This is a genomic window from Nocardiopsis sp. NPDC101807, from assembly GCF_044766605.1.
GTDB classification, from domain to species: Bacteria; Actinomycetota; Actinomycetes; order Streptosporangiales; family Streptosporangiaceae; genus Nocardiopsis; species Nocardiopsis tropica.
This window is the reverse complement of sequence record NZ_JBIWMK010000005.1, coordinates 330762-346834: the sequence shown is the minus strand read 5'-3', so window position 1 is coordinate 346834 and position 16073 is coordinate 330762. Positions and strand designations below refer to the sequence as shown.

Annotated in this window: 17 protein-coding genes; 4 read left to right on the top strand and 13 right to left on the bottom strand. The window is 73.4% G+C overall.

Translation table 11 applies throughout. The annotated features are described in order from the left end of the window. Nucleotides 1-78 precede the first annotated feature (78 nt). On the bottom strand, nt 79-1221 hold the full coding sequence (locus ACIRPH_RS17725) for a putative quinol monooxygenase (RefSeq protein ID WP_402916010.1): 1143 nt from the start codon (nt 1219-1221) through the stop codon (nt 79-81). A gap of 247 nt (nt 1222-1468) precedes the next feature. Between ACIRPH_RS17725 and ACIRPH_RS17720 the strand changes: the two genes are divergently transcribed. Further along, a complete protein-coding gene (locus ACIRPH_RS17720; RefSeq protein ID WP_267947778.1) occupies nt 1469-2266 on the top strand; it encodes an HAD family phosphatase in 798 nt (265 codons plus the stop codon). A 297-nt stretch (nt 2267-2563) separates the two neighbouring features. Here ACIRPH_RS17720 and ACIRPH_RS17715 read toward each other — a convergent pair whose 3' ends face one another. The 7 genes from ACIRPH_RS17715 to ACIRPH_RS17685 form a co-directional block, all read right to left on the bottom strand. Next, entirely contained in the window at nt 2564-3499 is a 936-nt protein-coding gene (locus tag ACIRPH_RS17715; RefSeq protein ID WP_402915545.1) for an NAD-dependent epimerase/dehydratase family protein, read from the bottom strand. 225 nt (nt 3500-3724) lie between these two features. Next, on the bottom strand, nt 3725-3823 hold the full coding sequence (locus tag ACIRPH_RS17710; RefSeq protein ID WP_017621272.1) for a 30S ribosomal protein bS22: 99 nt from the start codon (nt 3821-3823) through the stop codon (nt 3725-3727). 224 nt (nt 3824-4047) lie between these two features. Further along, nucleotides 4048-4683, bottom strand: a complete 636-nt coding sequence (locus tag ACIRPH_RS17705) for a histidine phosphatase family protein (protein WP_267947776.1) — start codon at nt 4681-4683, stop codon at nt 4048-4050. Nucleotides 4684-4727: 44 nt separating this feature from the next. Continuing rightward, on the bottom strand, nt 4728-6023 hold the full coding sequence (gene hemL, locus ACIRPH_RS17700) for a glutamate-1-semialdehyde 2,1-aminomutase (RefSeq protein WP_402915540.1): 1296 nt from the start codon (nt 6021-6023) through the stop codon (nt 4728-4730). Nucleotides 6024-6076: 53 nt separating this feature from the next. Beyond that, nucleotides 6077-6646, bottom strand: coding sequence for an RloB family protein (locus ACIRPH_RS17695; RefSeq protein ID WP_402915537.1), 570 nt, complete (start codon nt 6644-6646; stop codon nt 6077-6079). After that, on the bottom strand, nt 6643-8031 hold the full coding sequence (locus ACIRPH_RS17690; RefSeq protein WP_402915535.1) for an ATP/GTP-binding protein: 1389 nt from the start codon (nt 8029-8031) through the stop codon (nt 6643-6645). The genes ACIRPH_RS17695 and ACIRPH_RS17690 overlap by 4 nt, the downstream gene beginning before the upstream one ends. Before the next feature lie 241 nt (nt 8032-8272). Further along, nucleotides 8273-8944, bottom strand: a complete 672-nt coding sequence (locus tag ACIRPH_RS17685) for a phosphatase PAP2 family protein (protein WP_402915533.1) — start codon at nt 8942-8944, stop codon at nt 8273-8275. Nucleotides 8945-9195: 251 nt separating this feature from the next. On the opposite strand from ACIRPH_RS17685, the gene rraA reads away from it, so the two are divergent. Then, nucleotides 9196-9678 (top strand): ribonuclease E activity regulator RraA, encoded by a 483-nt coding sequence (gene rraA, locus ACIRPH_RS17680; protein ID WP_402915530.1) that lies wholly within the window; start codon nt 9196-9198, stop codon nt 9676-9678. An 82-nt stretch (nt 9679-9760) separates the two neighbouring features. On the opposite strand, the gene ACIRPH_RS17675 is transcribed toward rraA, so the two are convergent. From ACIRPH_RS17675 to ACIRPH_RS17665, 3 genes are all read right to left on the bottom strand, one after another. Next, entirely contained in the window at nt 9761-10531 is a 771-nt protein-coding gene (locus ACIRPH_RS17675) for an ABC transporter (RefSeq protein ID WP_402915527.1), read from the bottom strand. Further along, a complete protein-coding gene (locus ACIRPH_RS17670) occupies nt 10528-11454 on the bottom strand; it encodes an ABC transporter ATP-binding protein (RefSeq protein ID WP_402915524.1) in 927 nt (308 codons plus the stop codon). The genes ACIRPH_RS17675 and ACIRPH_RS17670 overlap by 4 nt, the downstream gene beginning before the upstream one ends. A gap of 79 nt (nt 11455-11533) precedes the next feature. Beyond that, nucleotides 11534-11884, bottom strand: a complete 351-nt coding sequence (locus tag ACIRPH_RS17665; protein WP_402915521.1) for a hypothetical protein — start codon at nt 11882-11884, stop codon at nt 11534-11536. A 237-nt stretch (nt 11885-12121) separates the two neighbouring features. Here ACIRPH_RS17665 and ACIRPH_RS17660 point away from each other — a divergent pair, with 237 nt between their 5' ends. Then, on the top strand, nt 12122-13510 hold the full coding sequence (locus ACIRPH_RS17660) for a histidine kinase (RefSeq protein WP_402915518.1): 1389 nt from the start codon (nt 12122-12124) through the stop codon (nt 13508-13510). Further along, on the top strand, nt 13507-14169 hold the full coding sequence (locus ACIRPH_RS17655) for a response regulator (RefSeq protein ID WP_402915516.1): 663 nt from the start codon (nt 13507-13509) through the stop codon (nt 14167-14169). Before ACIRPH_RS17660 ends, ACIRPH_RS17655 begins: the two co-directional genes overlap by 4 nt. An 81-nt stretch (nt 14170-14250) precedes the next feature. Here ACIRPH_RS17655 and ACIRPH_RS17650 read toward each other — a convergent pair whose 3' ends face one another. Together ACIRPH_RS17650 and hemB are read right to left on the bottom strand one after the other, a co-directional pair. Then, nucleotides 14251-14904, bottom strand: coding sequence for a bifunctional DNA primase/polymerase (locus ACIRPH_RS17650; protein ID WP_402915513.1), 654 nt, complete (start codon nt 14902-14904; stop codon nt 14251-14253). Between the two features lie 94 nt (nt 14905-14998). Further along, nucleotides 14999-15997 (bottom strand): porphobilinogen synthase, encoded by a 999-nt coding sequence (gene hemB, locus ACIRPH_RS17645; protein ID WP_402915511.1) that lies wholly within the window; start codon nt 15995-15997, stop codon nt 14999-15001. Between the last annotated feature and the right edge of the window lie 76 nt (nt 15998-16073).

The window sequence follows — 16073 nt, the reverse complement described above, 5'->3', positions numbered from 1 at the left end:
CGGTTCGAGACCTCCCCCGGCGGGGGCCAGGGGGCCGCACCGGGGCCCGCCCTGCCGCGCGGGCCGCGAAGGACCAGGTCAGCGGGGCATCAGCAGGCCGGCGAGGCCGTCGCTGGCCGAGGCGCCCGCCAGGGAGAGCTCGATCACGTTGGTGGCGACGACGTGGTTCGCGCCGAGCCGGGCGAACTCCGCGACGTGCGGCTGCCGCTCGTGCTCCTCCTGCGCCAGCTCGTCCCGGTAGATCGCGTAGACGATGCGCTGCGAGGGCGCGCTGGGAACCGTGTGGCAGGCGAACAGCAGGGTGTCCGGCTCGCGCTCGGCGACCTGGGCGACGACGGCGTCGGCGAGGCGGTCGAAGCCCGGGCCCTGGCCGTCGGCGAGCGTGTAGATCGTGATGACGCCGCGCAGCTTGGCGGGCGGGGCCTGCCGGGCCGGCTGACCGTCGTAGTAGTCGTCGTAGGGGTCGGCGTTGCGACGCTTGCGGCGCACGGGCTCCTCCGGGAGTTCGTCTTCGGTGTCCTCGGCCACGTCGTCGTAGTCGTCGTAGTAGTCGTCATCGTCGTAGGGGTCGCGGCGGGGGCGCGCGACCATCGCGGCGGCGCCCCACAGGGCCGCGACCGCGCCGAGCATCAGCAGGGGCCCGACGAGGCCGAGGCCGAACCGGCCGACCAGCACCGAGAGCACCGTGGCGAGGGCGACGAGGCCGAGCACCGCCAGGTCGGCGTTGCGGTGGCCGGAGGCGCGCCTGGCCACCGCGACGACCGCGGTGACCAGCAGGACGGCGGCGACGACCTGCGTGACGTTGACGAGCGAGCGCGGGATGAGGTCGTAGTGGTCGCCCAGGGCGGGGAAGGTGTCGCCGAACCGGGTGCTCACCCGGTCGACGGACAGCACCACCAGGGGGACGATGGTGAACGCGCTCAGCAGCAGCCGCGAGGTGAACACCCCGCGGGGCGACCGGACGCCGTACTCGAAGGCGCCCCAGGCCATGTAGAGCGGCCCGAGGAGGCTGATACCGATCTGGAGCAGCCGGAAGGTGAGTTCGCCGAAGTCGAACATCGCCCCGATCACGGCCGCGCTGAGGCCCACCGTCATCCCCAGTGCCGCGACGAGCCACCCCACAGCGGCCACACCGGGACGGCGTTGGGCGTACGCGGCGAGCGCGGCGGTGGCGCTCCAGCCCACCAACGCGCTTATGAATGCCAGTCCTACCGTCACCATCCCGACAATGATGCTGCACTCCAACGGGTGGATGTGCACTTTGACCAGAATGACGGGGGCAGTTTCGGGGAAGATCCCGCAGAGTGGGGCCCACAACGGGGATTTACACTGTGAGCTTCATCACCTGGTTTGTCACCGCAACCCAGCGGCCCCGCACGACCCGCGGGTGGTCGTAGGCTCGCACTACGCGGGGCTCGCCACCCCGACACCGGAGGGCCGCCTCCCCCACCCAAGCCAGGAGAGAACCGTGTCATACGACGCCGTGTCCCCGACTCCGGTCGGTCCGGGGGCCGCCTTCTTCGACGTGGACAACACCCTGATGCGGGGCGCCTCGATCTACCACTTCGCCCGGGGCCTGGCGGCCCGCGACCTGTTCACCACGCGCGACCTGATGCGTTTCGCGTGGGGGCAGACGGTCTTCAGGGTCACCGGGAGCGAACAGCCCGAGCACATCAACGCCGCACGCGAGGCCGCCCTGGCGTTCGTCGCCGGCCACGACCTGGCCGACCTGGTCACCCTGTGCGAGGAGATCTACGACGACACCATGGCCGACCGGATCTGGGAGGGCACGCGCGCGCTGGTGCAGCGGCACCTCGACGCCGGCGAACCGGTGTGGCTGGTCACCGCGACCCCGGTCGAACTCGCGCAGATCATCGGGCGGCGGCTCGGCCTGACCGGCGCCCTCGGCACCGAGGCGGAGAGCGTCGACGGCGTGTACACGGGACGGCTCAACGGGGACCTCCTGCACGGGCCCGCCAAGGCCGTGGCGGTGCGCGCGCTCGCCCGCAAGGAGGGCTGGGACCTGGCCGCGTGCTCGGCCTACAGCGACTCCTCCAACGACCTGCCGCTGCTGTCCCTCGTGGGACGGCCCCACGCGGTCAACCCCGACGGGGACCTGCGCCGGTACGCGCGCACGCACGGTTGGCCGGTCCACGACTTCCGGCGGCACAGGGCCGCCCTGAAGGTGGCGGTCCCCGCGGCGGTGGCCGGCGCGGTGGCGGGCGCGGTCGCCATGCGCGCGGTCAGACAGCGCAGAGCGGTCTGAGGGGACGCGGGAGGATCGCGGCCGGGGTGGACCGCGCGGCACGGCCGCCGCAGGCGTCCACGACGGTCTGCGGACGGCGGGCACGGGCCGGGACGACGTGCGCGGGCACGGCGGCGGAAGCCGCCGGGGCGGGGGCCGGGCACCCGGACGGCGGGCGGCCCGGGGGCGCCGACGGACCGGCTCGGGGCGCAGGTCCGGGGAGCGCGGCGGCACGCACCGGCGCGCAGGGACCGGGACCCGCCCGGGGCAGGACGGAAGGGGCCGCCGAACCGGCGGCGGGCACCGCGGGAGAGGGGCTCAGCGCCCCAGCGTGGCCCTGGCGAGCGCGAGCACGTGGACCGGGCGCAGGCCGTGCCGCGGCGAGGACGACGCGCGGCTGTGCGCGTAGGACTCGAAGGCCTCGGCCGAGGAGTACGCGGGGGACCAGTCCAGCACCCGCTCCAGGGAGTCGGAGTCCATCCCCCCGGTGTGCAGTCCCGCGTGGACGGCACGGGTGGTGCTGGAGCTCGCGTAGCCGATGCGGCCGTGCTTGGCCAGCCCGCTCAGCACCTTGAGGCCGCGGGCGGGGACCGGCAGCCGCTGGCCGCCGACGCGGCGCAGGCACTGCGAGAGCGGCACGGGATCGGCGCCCGCCACGTCGAAGAAGCCGGTCCCGTCGCTGAGCGCCATGCGCACCAGCGCCTCGGCGCCGTCGTCCTCGTGCAGGAAGCGCACCCGGGGGTCGTTGCCGAGCACCGTGGGCACGAGGCGCGAGTCCAGGTAACGGGTGAGGGGGGTGTCGGCCGAGGGGCCGATGAGGTTGGCGAACCTCAGGAGGGCCACCGAGAGGTCGGGGCGGCGGCGCTGGAGGCCGCGCGTGTGGCGCTCGACCTCGGCCGCGTCGTCGGCGTCGAGGGTGGCGCTGGAGCGCACCACGAGGCGCCGGACGGAGGTGGAGCGCTGGGCTGCGCCCAGCACCCGCATCGTCCCCAGGAGGTTGTCCTCCCGGTTCGGGGCGCCCTCGGTGTCCAGCCCGAGGTGCAGCACCAGCTCGGCGCCGGAGTCGGTGACGATCCGGTCGAGGCTCCCGTCGTGCAGGTCGACATGGGCGTACTCGATACCCCGCGTGTCCTGGGGCGGCGGCGACGAGTCGGCGCCGATCACCCGGCGGACACCGGGCTCCTCGCTCAGGGTCTGCGCGACCCTGGCGGCAAGGGGGCTGGACACCCCGGTGACGAGTACGACACGAGCCATGGCGACACGTTCCTTGGAAGGAGACGGGAGCTGTTCCGGGAGGTCCGCGGACCGTTCACCACGAGGGTGAGCCGGCGACCGCGACCCGTGAGACACAACAGCGCCTCACCCAGAAAATTCCATTGCGGTGGCAAAGCACACGCAAAGGGGGAAGGTGTCTCCGCGTCCGGGGCGAACCGAGGGCACGCCCGCGCCCGCGGAGAGACGACTTCGCCGCGACCGGTCCTACTTCTTGTTGCGACGCGCGATACGCGTGCGCTTGAGCAGCTTGCGGTGCTTCTTCTTCGCCATCCGCTTGCGACGCTTCTTGATGACGGAACCCATGGGATCACCTTCTCGCTCACGATGAGTACGGACATGCCGAACCGCTGGGCGGTGAAAACCGGCAAGGGGTTCGGATGCGGCTGCCGGCCCCGCTGGCACCGACGCGCTCAGGGCGCGGGGTGGCCGATGCGACCGGGGCGTGCCCCGGGGAGGCCGAACGCCGGAACGGCGCACGCCTACCGCACCCGAAGCACCAGCTTACCGCTACGGGTGCGCGCTCCGGGTCACGCCCCGGGTACCGACGGCTCGTCGCGGTACAACTCGGCGGCCGGCTCGGCGTAACTGACGCTGGCCAGCCGCTGGTCGGCGAAGGTCAGGGACGTGACGCTCGCCAGGTTGCACTCGCGCAGGTCCGGCCGGTGCCAGAGCCTCTTCGCCTCGGCGGCGCGGCGGACCATCCAGATCGGCAGCTGGTGGCTGACGAGCACCGTCTCGCGCCCCCAGGCCGCGCGTCGGGCGACCTTGACGGCGGAGACCATCCGGGTGACGATCTCGGAGTACGGCTCCCCCCAGGACGGCAGGAACGGGTTGTAGACGCGGCTGAACACGCGGGGATCGCGCATCGACCTCCGGGACAGCGCCATCCCCTCGAACTTGTTGGCCGACTCGATGAGCCGGTCGTCGAGGGTGACGGGGAGGCCGAGCATCTTCTGGAGCGGGACGGCTGTCTCCTGGGTCCGGTCCAGGGGGGAGGAGAACAGCGCGGCGATGTCGTGGCCCTCGAACCACTCCGCGGCCATCTCGGCCATCTGCCTGCCCCGCTCGCTCAGGTGGAAGTCGGGAAGCCTTCCGTAGAGCACCTTGTCCGGGTTGTACACCTCTCCGTGCCGCAGCAGGTGCACGACGGTCGTCGTCGTCATCGTGTGAGTCTTTCTTTCGGGGTCATGGGGCCGGACCGCGGGGGTCAGCCCTGGGCCTCTGCCGCTGCCTGGGCCGCTCGGGGCAGTGCCGAGACCACCCTGTCCACGGCCGCCTCGTCGTGCGCGGCGGAGAAGAACCAGGCCTCGAAGGCCGCGGGCGGCAGGTACACGCCCTGGTCGAGCATCGCGTGGAAGAACGCGGCGAACACGCCCGTGTCCGTGGTGCGGGCGCTGTCGAAGTCGACGGCCTCCCGGTCGGTGAAGAACACCGTGAAGAGGTTGCCGCCGCCCTGGACGCGGTGGACGACCCCGGCGGCGTCGAGCGCCCCGGAGACCTCCGCCCGCACCTGCGCGGACACGCGGTCGATGTGCTCGTACACCTCGGGGGTGGCGCCGCGCAGGGTGGCGAGCCCGGCCGCCGTGGCGAGGGGGTTCCCGGAGAGGGTGCCCGCCTGGTACACGGGGCCGCCGGGGGCCAGCCGGTCCATGATCTCGGCCCGTCCGCCGAACGCCGCGGCGGGCAGGCCGCCCCCCATGACCTTGCCGAAGGTCATCAGGTCGGGAGCGACGCCCTCCAGGCCGTACCACCCGGACGCGCTGACGCGGAAGCCGGTCAGGACCTCGTCGAGGATCAGCAGGGCGCCGTTGGCGTGCGCGATCTCCTTGAGGCGGGCGTTGAACCCGGCCCGGGGCGGGACCACGCCCATGTTGGCGGGGCACGCCTCCGCGATGACGCAGGCGATGTCGTCGCCGTGCTCGGCGAACGCCCGCTCGACGGCCTCGGCGTCGTTGTAGGGCAGCACCAGCGTGTCGGCCGCGCTGGCGCCGGTCACGCCCGGGGAGTCGGGCAGCGCGAACGTCGCAAGACCGGAGCCCGCGGCGGCCAGGAGCGCGTCGACGTGGCCGTGGTAGTTGCCCGCGAACTTGACGATCTTGCTGCGCCCGGTGAATCCGCGCGCGAGGCGGATCGCGGACATGGTCGCCTCGGTGCCGGAGTTGACCAGGCGGACCTTCTCCACGGGGGTGCGGCCGACGATCAGCTCGGCGAGCTCGACCTCGCCCGGCGTCGGCGCCCCGTAGGAGGTCCCCGCGTCGACCGCCCCGTGGAGGGCGTCCACGACGGCGGGGGCGGCGTGCCCGAGGATCAGCGGTCCCCACGAGCACACCAGGTCGACGTACCGGCGGCCGTCGGAGTCGGTGAGGTAGGGGCCCTCGCCCCGGACGAAGAAGGGCGGGGTGCCGCCGACCGCGCCGAAGGCGCGCACGGGCGAGTTCACGCCACCGGGAACGACGGCGGCTGCCCGCTCGAAGAGCTCTGCTGAAGACTGTTGAGTACCCACCTCACCAGTGTGTCAGCTGTGTCCGGTCACGGAACCGTGACCCGCCTCCGAGGTCAGGGGCGTAGGACGGCCCTGACGAGGAGATGGACCCGCGTCCCCGGATCTCCCCCGGGCGGAAGGCGTTCCGCCCGCGCACAGGCGTCCACGAGCCCGTCCGCGAAGTCCTCGAAGCGCGTCCCGCCCTTGGTCCACCGGGGCAGGAGCGCCTTCAGCGCCCCCACGGCCCGGGCCCCGCCGACGAGCGCGGACCGGTGGTCCTTGAGATGGAGGACGAGCCAGGTCTCGAACGTGGGGGTGGAGTGGGCGACCTCGACCCCCGAGCGCCGGGCCTCCGCGACGAGAGAGGCGACGTCCTCTCCGTCGGTGTCGAACACGGCCCAGATCTGCGTGTACTCGTCCGGTCCGGCCTCGGCCGCGCTCCGCACCACGACCTCGCGCTGGGGATGCTTGGACCTGCGCACGTGCACCGTGTGCATGCGCACGTCGGGGTGCCTCTTCATGCCGTCGAAGTAGGCCTTCTCGGTCTCGCCCTCGCAGACGACGAGGTAGACGCGCCGTTCCTCCCGATGGGGGCGGCGGCGTTCGAGCCTGGTCTCGCGCTCCCTCTTGGCCCTCTTGCTCACCGGTGTGCTGCCCCTCCCCCGTCCTCGGCCGGGTGCCGTTCCCGCCTGGCGAGGGCCTCGCGGAACAGCTCGTCGTCCACGTCGGGGACGGCCCCGTAGCGCCCGGTGAGGTAGCGCCTGGCCCGGTTGTCGTCGCCCCTGGGCTTGAAGTCGCTGAGCGGGTAGAGGGACGTACGGCCCTCGCCGTCCTTGTCCACGAACCAGATGTGGTCGCGTTTGAGGACCTCTGCTCCCCGGACCCGTCCGAGGAGTGCGGCGTCGTGGCTGGTGAAGACGAGCTGTGCGCCCGCGGGGTTCTGCTCCTCGTCCTGGAAGAGCGAGATCACCCGGGCGGAGAGGTAGGGGTGGAGGCTGGCGTCGATCTCGTCCACGACGAGTACCCCACCGGTCTCCAGGACGCGCTGGGCCTCGAAGCCGAGCGCGGCGAGGGCCCTGGTCCCCCTGGACTCCTCCTCCCATCGCAGGGGGCGATCGGGGGCCGTGCCCTCGTGGTGGAAGAGGAGTGCGGGCCCCGGAGCCGTGCTGTCCGCCAGGTGGATGAGGAAGGACGACGTCTTCGTCTTCCCGACCGTGGTGGGACCCACCACCAGCGGTGGGGCGGCCCGGTGGGCTTCGTCAAGCCTCAGACGTCGGCGGACCGATCCGGTTCCCGATCTGGAGGGGCGTGTGGGCGCGTAGTCCCCGTCCTCCTGCATCTCGATGCTTCGGATACCGGTGTCTGCCGACTTCAGAAGGTCACCGAGGGACCTGAGCCGCTCGTCCGACGCCTCGCCGCCGTTCAGCCATGACGGAGGCTCGGGCCGCCGCTCCTCAGCGAACACCAGGCTCTCGGAGAACCATCGGTAGACGGTTTGAAGGACCTTCAGCTCCGCTCGGGCCGCAACGGTGAGGAACAGGACGTTCCTTCCGGTAAGGGCCGCGATGTGCCTGAGTCTGGCCTGCGCCCTGTCCCCAAACGTGAAGTCCTCACCCAAGCGCTCGAAGTAGATCCGCTTCCGCTGCTGTGGGTAGCCGTACAGCCACTCCTCGGCGACATGGTCGTCGTCGATGCTGAACCCGTAGGTGTAGCGCACCCGGTCGATCTTGAGATCGACGACGAAGGAGGAGGGCTCGTTCGTGGACTCCCCGTCCAAGGAGAAGGCGTGCCTTCGCATCCCCGCTCCCGGCTCATTGTCGCTCATCGACCAGCGGACGGTGTCGCGCATCAGGGCCAGCGCGTCGAGGAGGTTGGACTTGCCGGAGGCGTTGGCGCCGAAGACCCCCGCGACGGTGGAGGCCTCCCAGCCGGCCTTCTCGGGGCGGGCGTCGTCGTAGACGGGGGTGAGGAGGAGTTGCTGCTCGTCCCGGATGGACTTGTGGTTCTCGACGCGGAAACTCAGCAGCATCGTGGCCTTCTCCCCCGTTTTTCAGTGGCTCGACCGCGTTCTGCGTGGAATACCCACACACACCAAGCATGCCACGACGCCGTGGCCGCAAACACGGGCCCCGCCGACGGGGGCGGACCGGTGGGGTCCCCCGCCTCGGGGGACGGGCGCCGTCCGCGCCCCCGGGGTTCTGCGCCCCGGCCCGGCCGCGGGCACACGCGTGCCCCGTCCCGGGGCGGGACGGGGCACGGGGGAGGGAGGGTCAGGAGCGCGAGTAGGTGTTGCCGGACGCCGGCTCCGCGGGCGGTACGGCGGCGGCGTCGGCGGCTCCCTCCGCACGGACGAGGGGGCGGAGGCGTTCCGTGGCGGCGACGCGGTCGACGACCGCGGTCATCGGGCGGGCCATGGCGAGGGAGACGAGGGTGGCGACGGCGGCGCCGACGAGCAGGCCGACGGTGACGTCGTGCGGGTAGTGGGCGCCGACGAAGACCCGGGAGAAGGCCTCCAGGACGGCGAACACCACGGCGACGACGGCGAAGCGGCGCCAGGCGACGATGACGGCCGCGGCGGCGGCTCCGGCGATGGCGGCGTGGTTGCTGGGGAACGACCAGTCGCCGATGGGGTCGCAGGTGGCGATGGTGGTCAGGTCGGTCATGGCCTGGCAGGGCCGCAGCTGCTCGAAGAACGACTTGACGGTGCGGCTGACGGCGTAGGCGACGACGGTGGCGACGGGGGCGAACAGCGCCAGGCCGACCGCGCGGGAGCTGTGGGACCTGGCGCGCCACCAGGCGGCGAGGAAGAGTACCGCGAACACGCCGAGGAAGAGGTCCGTGCCCAGGTAGGCGGCCTGCTGGACCCAGGGGTCGAGGTCGGCGGCGAACTCGATCACCGCCCGGGACCAGGCGGCGCTGACGGCGAAGATCTCGGAGACCATCTCTCTCCAGAAGAAGTCGTACGGGGAGGGTCGCGCGAGCAGGGGGAAGGGCTGGGCGACGTCCGGTCGGCGGGTGACGGGACTCCCACGAGGTGGTGACGGGAAGGTCCTTATCCTGTCATCAACTTCGACCGTTCAGGGCCGGGAAGGCGGCCGGGCAGACGAAAGAGACGTTCCGGACCGACGAAAGAGTTCCGGGCGCCGGCGGGTAGCTTCGACGGTGCCCGCCCACGACCCGAACCGGAGCCGACATGACCCCCGACTTCTCCACCGCGGACCTCGTCGACGACCACGGCGACACCCTGCGCAGCTGTTCCACGCAGTTCCGCCGGTACGGCGGACGGGCGGTCTTCTCGGGCCGCATCCGCACCGTCAAGTGCCACGAGGACAACGGCCTGGTCAAGCAGGTCCTCAACACCCCTGGTGAGGGGGCGGTGCTGGTCGTGGACGGCGGCGGCTCGCTCCGGTCCGCCCTGATGGGCGACATGATCGCCGCTGCGGCCGTGGACAACGCGTGGGCCGGCGCGGTGATCCTCGGCGCGGTGCGCGACACCAGGGCTCTCGGCGGCCTCGACCTGGGGGTCAAGGCCCTGGGGTCCAACCCCCGCAAGTCCGCGAAGGACGGCGCCGGGCGCCTCGACGTGCCGGTGGCCTTCGGCGACGTCGTGTTCGTCCCGGGCGAGTGGCTCTACAGCGACGAGGACGGGATCGTGGTGAACGCCACGGAGATCTAGGGCCCACCCCGGGCCAACCGGACGCGAACGGAGGGGGTCGGTCCGATGACCCCCTCCGTCGGCCCCTCCCGGCTCCCCTCCCTCAGACCTCCCGGGTGCCGAACCCGCGCACGGCCAGCGCGAGGAGGGCGGCGGTCCCCACGAGGGTGCTGGCCGCGGCGGGCAGGAAGTCGGCGACCGGCGCACCGCCGGGCAGGGCGGCCTGCGCGGCGAACAGGGTGGTGGGCGACCACTCCCCCACCACCGGCAGCTGGCCCAGCAGGACGAGCAGGACCAGGGCGGCCACGGAGAACCCGACCGTGGGCAGGAGGCCGCCGGCCCGGGCGGCGACCAGCGCCGTCACCGCGACGGCGAACACCAGGAACAGCCCCGTGAGCAGCGCGCCCGCGAGCGTGGCCCCGAAGGGGAGCTCCCCGATCAGCAGCAGCGTCGTCGCCCAGGCGACCACGGCGCCGGCGGTGTGGGCGGCGACGGCGGCGACCGCGGGGACCGCGAAGCGCGGCAGCACCAGCGCGGCGGGGCCCGAGACCCGGACCCGGTAGAACGTCGAGCGGCCGGCGCTGCCGTCCAGCGCCAGGGCGCCCGCGGCCACCAGGAGCACGAACAGCACGCCGAGGGTCTGCCCGTTCTCCACGTAGGAGCCGAGCGCCGCGACCGGGGTGGCCTCCGGTATGAGGTCCGCCATGCCGGGCTGGACGCCCTCCATTCCCTCCATGGCCGCCAGCAGGTCCGGCAGGAGGAACACCAGGACGGGCGAGGCCGCCCCGAAGAAGACGAAGAACCCCATGAGCGCGGCGAGGGTGTGGGTGCGCGTCATGCGCCGGATCTCGTTGCGGTAGAGCGCGGTGTTCATCGGGTGCTCCCGTCGGTGGCGTCCGTCGAGGTGAGGGAGAGGAAGGCCGACTCCAGGTCGGCCTCGTAGCCGTTCATGGAGACCAGCGGGACGCCGTGTTCCACGAGCGTGCGCGGGATGCCGGTCTCCCCGTGCTCGGCCGCGGCGGCCTCGACGAAGACGAGGTCGGGTTCCGCGTCGACGGGGACCGCCCGGGTCACCCACGGTTCGGCGGAGAGGAGGTCCACGACCTCCCGGGCCGTGCCGCGGACCCTCACGTGCCAGGCGCTGGGGCGTCCGCGGTCGGCGATGTCGGCGACGGGCCCCTGGTAGACCACCCGCCCCCGGACCAGGACGGCGACGTCGTCGCACACCCTCTGCACGTCGCCGAGCAGGTGGCTGGCCAGGATGACCGTGCAGTGCTCGCGGAGGGAGCGGATGAGGGCGAGCACGTCCACCCGCCCCCGCGGGTCCAGCCCGGAGGCGGGCTCGTCCAGGATGAGCACCTCGGGCCGGCAGGCCAGTGCGGCGGCGAGGCCCAGGCGCTGCCGCATGCCCCGGGAGAAGCGGGCGTTGCGGCGGTGCGCGGCCTCCGTGAGCCCGACCCGCTCCAGGGCGAGGGCCGCGTCCTCCGGGGTGACCGGGACCCCGGCGGCCTCGGCGCTGAGGACCACGACCTCGGTGGCGGTGAGCCAGGGCTCGAAGTCCGGGACGTCGGGGCAGAGCAGGACCCGTCCGCCCGCGGTGTCCACGCGCACGTTCCCGCTCCCGGCCCTCCTGAGCCCGGCGAGGACGGAGAGGAGCGTGGTCTTTCCGGCCCCGTTGGGGCCGACGAGTCCGAAAACGGTTCCGCGCGGAACGGAGAGGTCGACGTCGAAGACCCCCGCGCCGTTTCCGTAGTCCCTGGTGAGTTTTTCGGTGGTGATCACAGGCGTGCCGTTCATCGGCGTCCGTGTGTCCTTTCGGAATCGGTTCGGAATCGGATGCGGGGCGCGGCGGGGCCGACCGCCGGGCCGGGGCGCCTCATACGGTCTCGCCGAGGACGAGCGCGGCGTGCGCGGCCAGGAGGAACAGGGACAGCAGGGAGAGGAGGGCGTTCATGGTCCGGGTGAGCTTCCTCGCCGTCCACCGGTCCGGCAGGTTCAGCGAGTCCTGGACCACGGCGGCGACGAACCCCGCCGCCGACAGCACGAGGACCAGGAGCACGGCCGTGAGGGGCAGGGCCACCACGAGCATCAGGCGGGGGACCGTGTCGGGGGTGCCGTCCAGGTTGGTCTTCCCCCCGTGCACCATGGCGGGGAGGTCCGGCCAGGCGACCCAGGAGACGTAGGCCATCAGGGCGAGCGCCACCGCCGAGAAAGCGATTCCCACCACCGGGAAACGGGGTTTTCCCGTGCCCTGCGCCACCGTTTCCATTTCCCCGCCCCTCCGTCGCCGACCTTTCGCGGAGAACATTAGGGAAAGGCGCGGAACGGCCGCATCGACCGTGCGGCACGGTGCGGTCATGGCGTTCCCCGCGTCCGGGGCGTGCCGGAGGTCATGGCCGGAACGTGCTCCGGACATGACCTCGGGCAGCTCCGCCGGCGGTCGGGGCGTGGCTACGCTCGTGGGATGAACACGTCCGGTCCGCTCCCCGACCTGTCGGCCTGGGTCACCTTGTACAGGGACCGCCCGCCGCGCATGCTGCAACTGCTGTTCTGGGGAGCGATGGGCATCACGCTCCTGCTCCAGACCGCGGTCCTCACGGTCGAGCCGGGGTTCGCCGAGGGGCCCCCGGCCCTGCGGGCGGTCGCCTTCGCCAGCTTCGGCGCGGCGGTCGCGTCGTGCGCGCTGTGGCCCTTCCTCGCCTGGTCCGCCGACTCCCCTCCGCTGCGGCGGGCGGCCAGCGTGGCCTTCCTGGTGCTGACCGTGCTGTGCCTCATCACGAACAACTACACGATGTTCCTGCTGGTGTGCGTGGGGACGATGAACGCCTTGGCGGTGTTCGGGCTGCCCGGCTGGTTCGGCTACGGGGCGTCGGTCTTCGCGTTCGGCCTGGGGATCGCCCTGTCCCTGCCCGCCCTGGTCCCGCTCTGGGCGGGGCTGGTGATGGGGACGAGCCTCCTCTTCATCGTGGCCATGTCGGGCATGGCCTTCGTCGGGCTCGTCGTCGCCGCGGAGCGCGCCGAGCGCACCACCGCCCTCCTCGCCGAGCTGGAGGAGGCCCACGAGGACCTGCGCCTGCGCGCCGCCCGGGTACGGGAGCTGACCGTGGCCGAGGAGCGGGCGCGCATGTCCCGGGAGATGCACGACAGCACCGGCCACTACCTGACCGCGCTCGCCATGTCCCTGTCCAACGCGCTGCGCTTTCGCACCGCACGCCCCGAACAGGCCTGGGACGAGGTGGAAGAGGCCCGGGAACTGGCGGGCGAGGCCCTCACCGACACCCGCAGGTGGGTGCGCGCGCTGCGGCCGCTGCGGCTGGAGGGGCGCGCCGGGGTGGCCGCCATGCGCGCGATGGCGGACTCGTTCGACGGCGGGGGCATCCGCATCGCCTTCACCGACACCGGCGACTGGCCGGACCTGTCGGAGGAGGCCGAGCTGGTCTGCTACCGCGCCCTCCAGGAGGGTCTGACCAACGCGATGCGCCACTCGGGCGCGGACCTGGTGGAGGTGGAGGTCGCGGCGGACCCCGCCGGGGTGGCGGTCACGGTGGCCGACAACGGCGCCGGGTCCCCGCAGGAGGCGGCGCTCGGCGGGTTCGGCCTGCGCGGACTGGCGGAGCGGGTGGCCTCGGTCGGGGGCGCGCTGGAGGCCGGGGACGCCGACGGGGGCGGGGCCGGCGCCCCGGACGCTGAGCGGGGCGCCGGGGACGCGCCCCGCGACGGCGCGGTCCGCGCGCCGGGGGGCACGGAGGGGGCCGCCGGGACACGGCGGCCCGGGTTCCGGCTCCGGGTGTCCGTTCCCGCGCTGCGCACCGGGCCGGAGACCGTCCCGACCACCGCTGGAGGCACCGCGTGACCACCGTTTCGGTTCTGATCGTCGACGACCAGATCCTGCTGAGGCAGGGCCTGCGCAAGCTGCTGGAGATCGAGGAGGGCATCGACGTGGTCGGCGAGGCGGCGAACGGGGTCGAGGCCCTGGAGTTCCTGTCCTCGGCCGATCCCCTCCCCGACGTGGCCCTCGTGGACGCCCGCATGCCCCTCATGGACGGGGTGACCCTCATCGGCCGCATGCGCGAGGAGTACCCGGGCGTTCCGGCCGTCGTGCTGACCACGTTCGACGACGACGAGCTGATCTTCGGCGGTCTGCGCGCCGGGGCCCGCGGCTACCTGCTCAAGGACGTTCCGCCGGAGGAGCTGGTCTCGGCGCTGCGCCGGGCCTCACGGGGCGAGACCGTCCTGGGCGGGCCCGCCGCCCAGCGGCTCGTCGCCGCCCTGGACCCGGCCCGGGACCCCGGGGCGGGGCCCGCCGCCGCGCCCGCCGCGTCCCCGCTGTCGGAGCGCGAGGAGGAGGTGGCGGGGCTGGTGGGGACCGGGGCCACCAACCGGGAGATCGCGCGGACCCTGTTCATCACCGAGGGGACCGCGAAGAACCACGTCACCAGCATCCTGCGCAAGCTCGGCCTGCGCGACCGGACGCGGCTGGCGCTGTGGGTGCGCGAGCGCGGAGGGGCCTGACGCCGCCGCCCGCGCCGCCCGGGGGCGGCGGGGCGCACGGCCCGGGGTCCGTGCCGCCGCGCCGGCGCCGGGCCGCGTGCGTCAGCCCGAGAACTCGGCGCTGGCGTCGGCGAGGATGCCGAGCACCGCGATCGGGTCGGGGAGCGGGACCGGTTCGCCCGCGTCGAGCGGTGTGCGGATCCAGGTGACCCGGCCGCCCGAGGGCAGCAGGGACGGTGCGCCGAGGACGAAGCTGTCCCGGCAGTGCCAGCGCAGGCCCGGCATCTCCTCGACGTCCTCGGGCACGCAGTCCAGGTGGCAGGACCACCACTCGTCCTCGTCGACCGGGGAGCGCGTGGCCACGAAGAACAGGTAGCGGGACGAGTCGACCGCCGCGACCGGCCCGGCCGGGACGCCCGAGCGCCCCATCCGCGCCAGGGCCATCACGCCCGCCTCGCGCGGGACGTCGAACACGTCGAAGACCCGGCCGGTCGGCAGGATGACGTTGGCGTCCGGGGTGGCCGTCCACCAGCGCCGCAGGGTGGCGGCGTCGGTGCTGGCCTCCACACCCCAGGCCATCGTGACCGGGTGCGCCGCCGGGTCCGGACAGCCCATCCGGTCGCAGCTGCACGCGCGGTCCTCGCCCGGCGCGGCGCCGCGCGCGACCGGCCAGCCCAGCCGCGCGTAGCGCAGGGCCGCGTCGAGCATGCTGTCCGTCGCATGTCGGCGCCTACGTCGGTACAGTACGTCGGCCATGGGGCCTCCCCGGTGGTCGTGCTCGGCTCAGGCGCGGCCTCGGTCCCGGGCCCCGCACCCGGCGACCGCGACCGGGGCGAAAGGCCTGGTCGCGCTACCGCAGCAGGAGTGCTGCCTCGGTGGCCCAGTACGTGAGGACCTGTTCGGCCCCCGCCCGCCGGTACGAGGTCAGGGTCTCCACGATGGCCCGCTCGCGGTCGATCCAGCCGCGCTCCGCCGCCGCCTCGATCATCGCGTACTCACCGCTGACCTGGTAGGCCGACACGGGTACCGGGGACGCCTCCGCCACCTTGGCGACGATGTCGAGGTAGGCCAGGCCGGGTTTGACCATGACCATGTCGGCGCCCTCCGCGACGTCGAGGGCGACCTCGCGCAGTGCCTCGCGGACGTTGGCGGGGTCCTGCTGGTAGCCGGAGCGGTCGCCGAACTGCGGGGCGCCCTCGGCGGCCTCACGGAAGGGGCCGTAGAAGGACGACGCGTACTTGGCGGCGTAGGCCAGGATCGGCACCTGCTCGAACCCCGCCCGGTCCAGCCCGGCGCGGATGGCCGCGACCTGGCCGTCCATCATGCCGCTGGGCGCCACGACGGCCGCCCCCGCCTCCGCCTGCGCGGCGGCGACGGACGCGTAGCGCTCCAGGGTGAGGTCGTTGTCGACGTGCCCGCCGGTCTCCAGCGGCCCGCAGTGGCCGTGCGAGGTGTACTCGCACAGGCACAGGTCGGCCATGACCACGAGGTCGTCGCCGACCTCGGCCGCGAGGTCGCGCAGGGCCGCCTGGACGATCCCCTCGGGGTCGTCGGCGCCCGAGCCGCGCTCGTCCTTGTGCGCGGGGATGCCGAACAGCATGAGCCCGCCGACCCCGGCGGCGGCGGCCTCGTGGGCGGCCTTGCGCAGGCTGTCGCGCGTGTGCTGCACCTGGCCGGGCATCGAGGAGATCGCCACGGGCTCGGTGATCCCCTCCTTGACGAACATCGGCAGGACCAGGTTGCGCGGGAGCACCCGGGTCTCGGCGACCAGGCGACGCAGCGCCGGTCCACGGCGCAGGCGGCGGGGACGGGCGGCGGGGAAGGCGGCGTCGTTTCCGGATGCGGTCATTGCGGGCTCCCGTACGTGGGTTCGCGGGGTGGACGTGTGGTCTGGGGCCGGTCCCCCGGGCCCCGCGCGTGCGGGG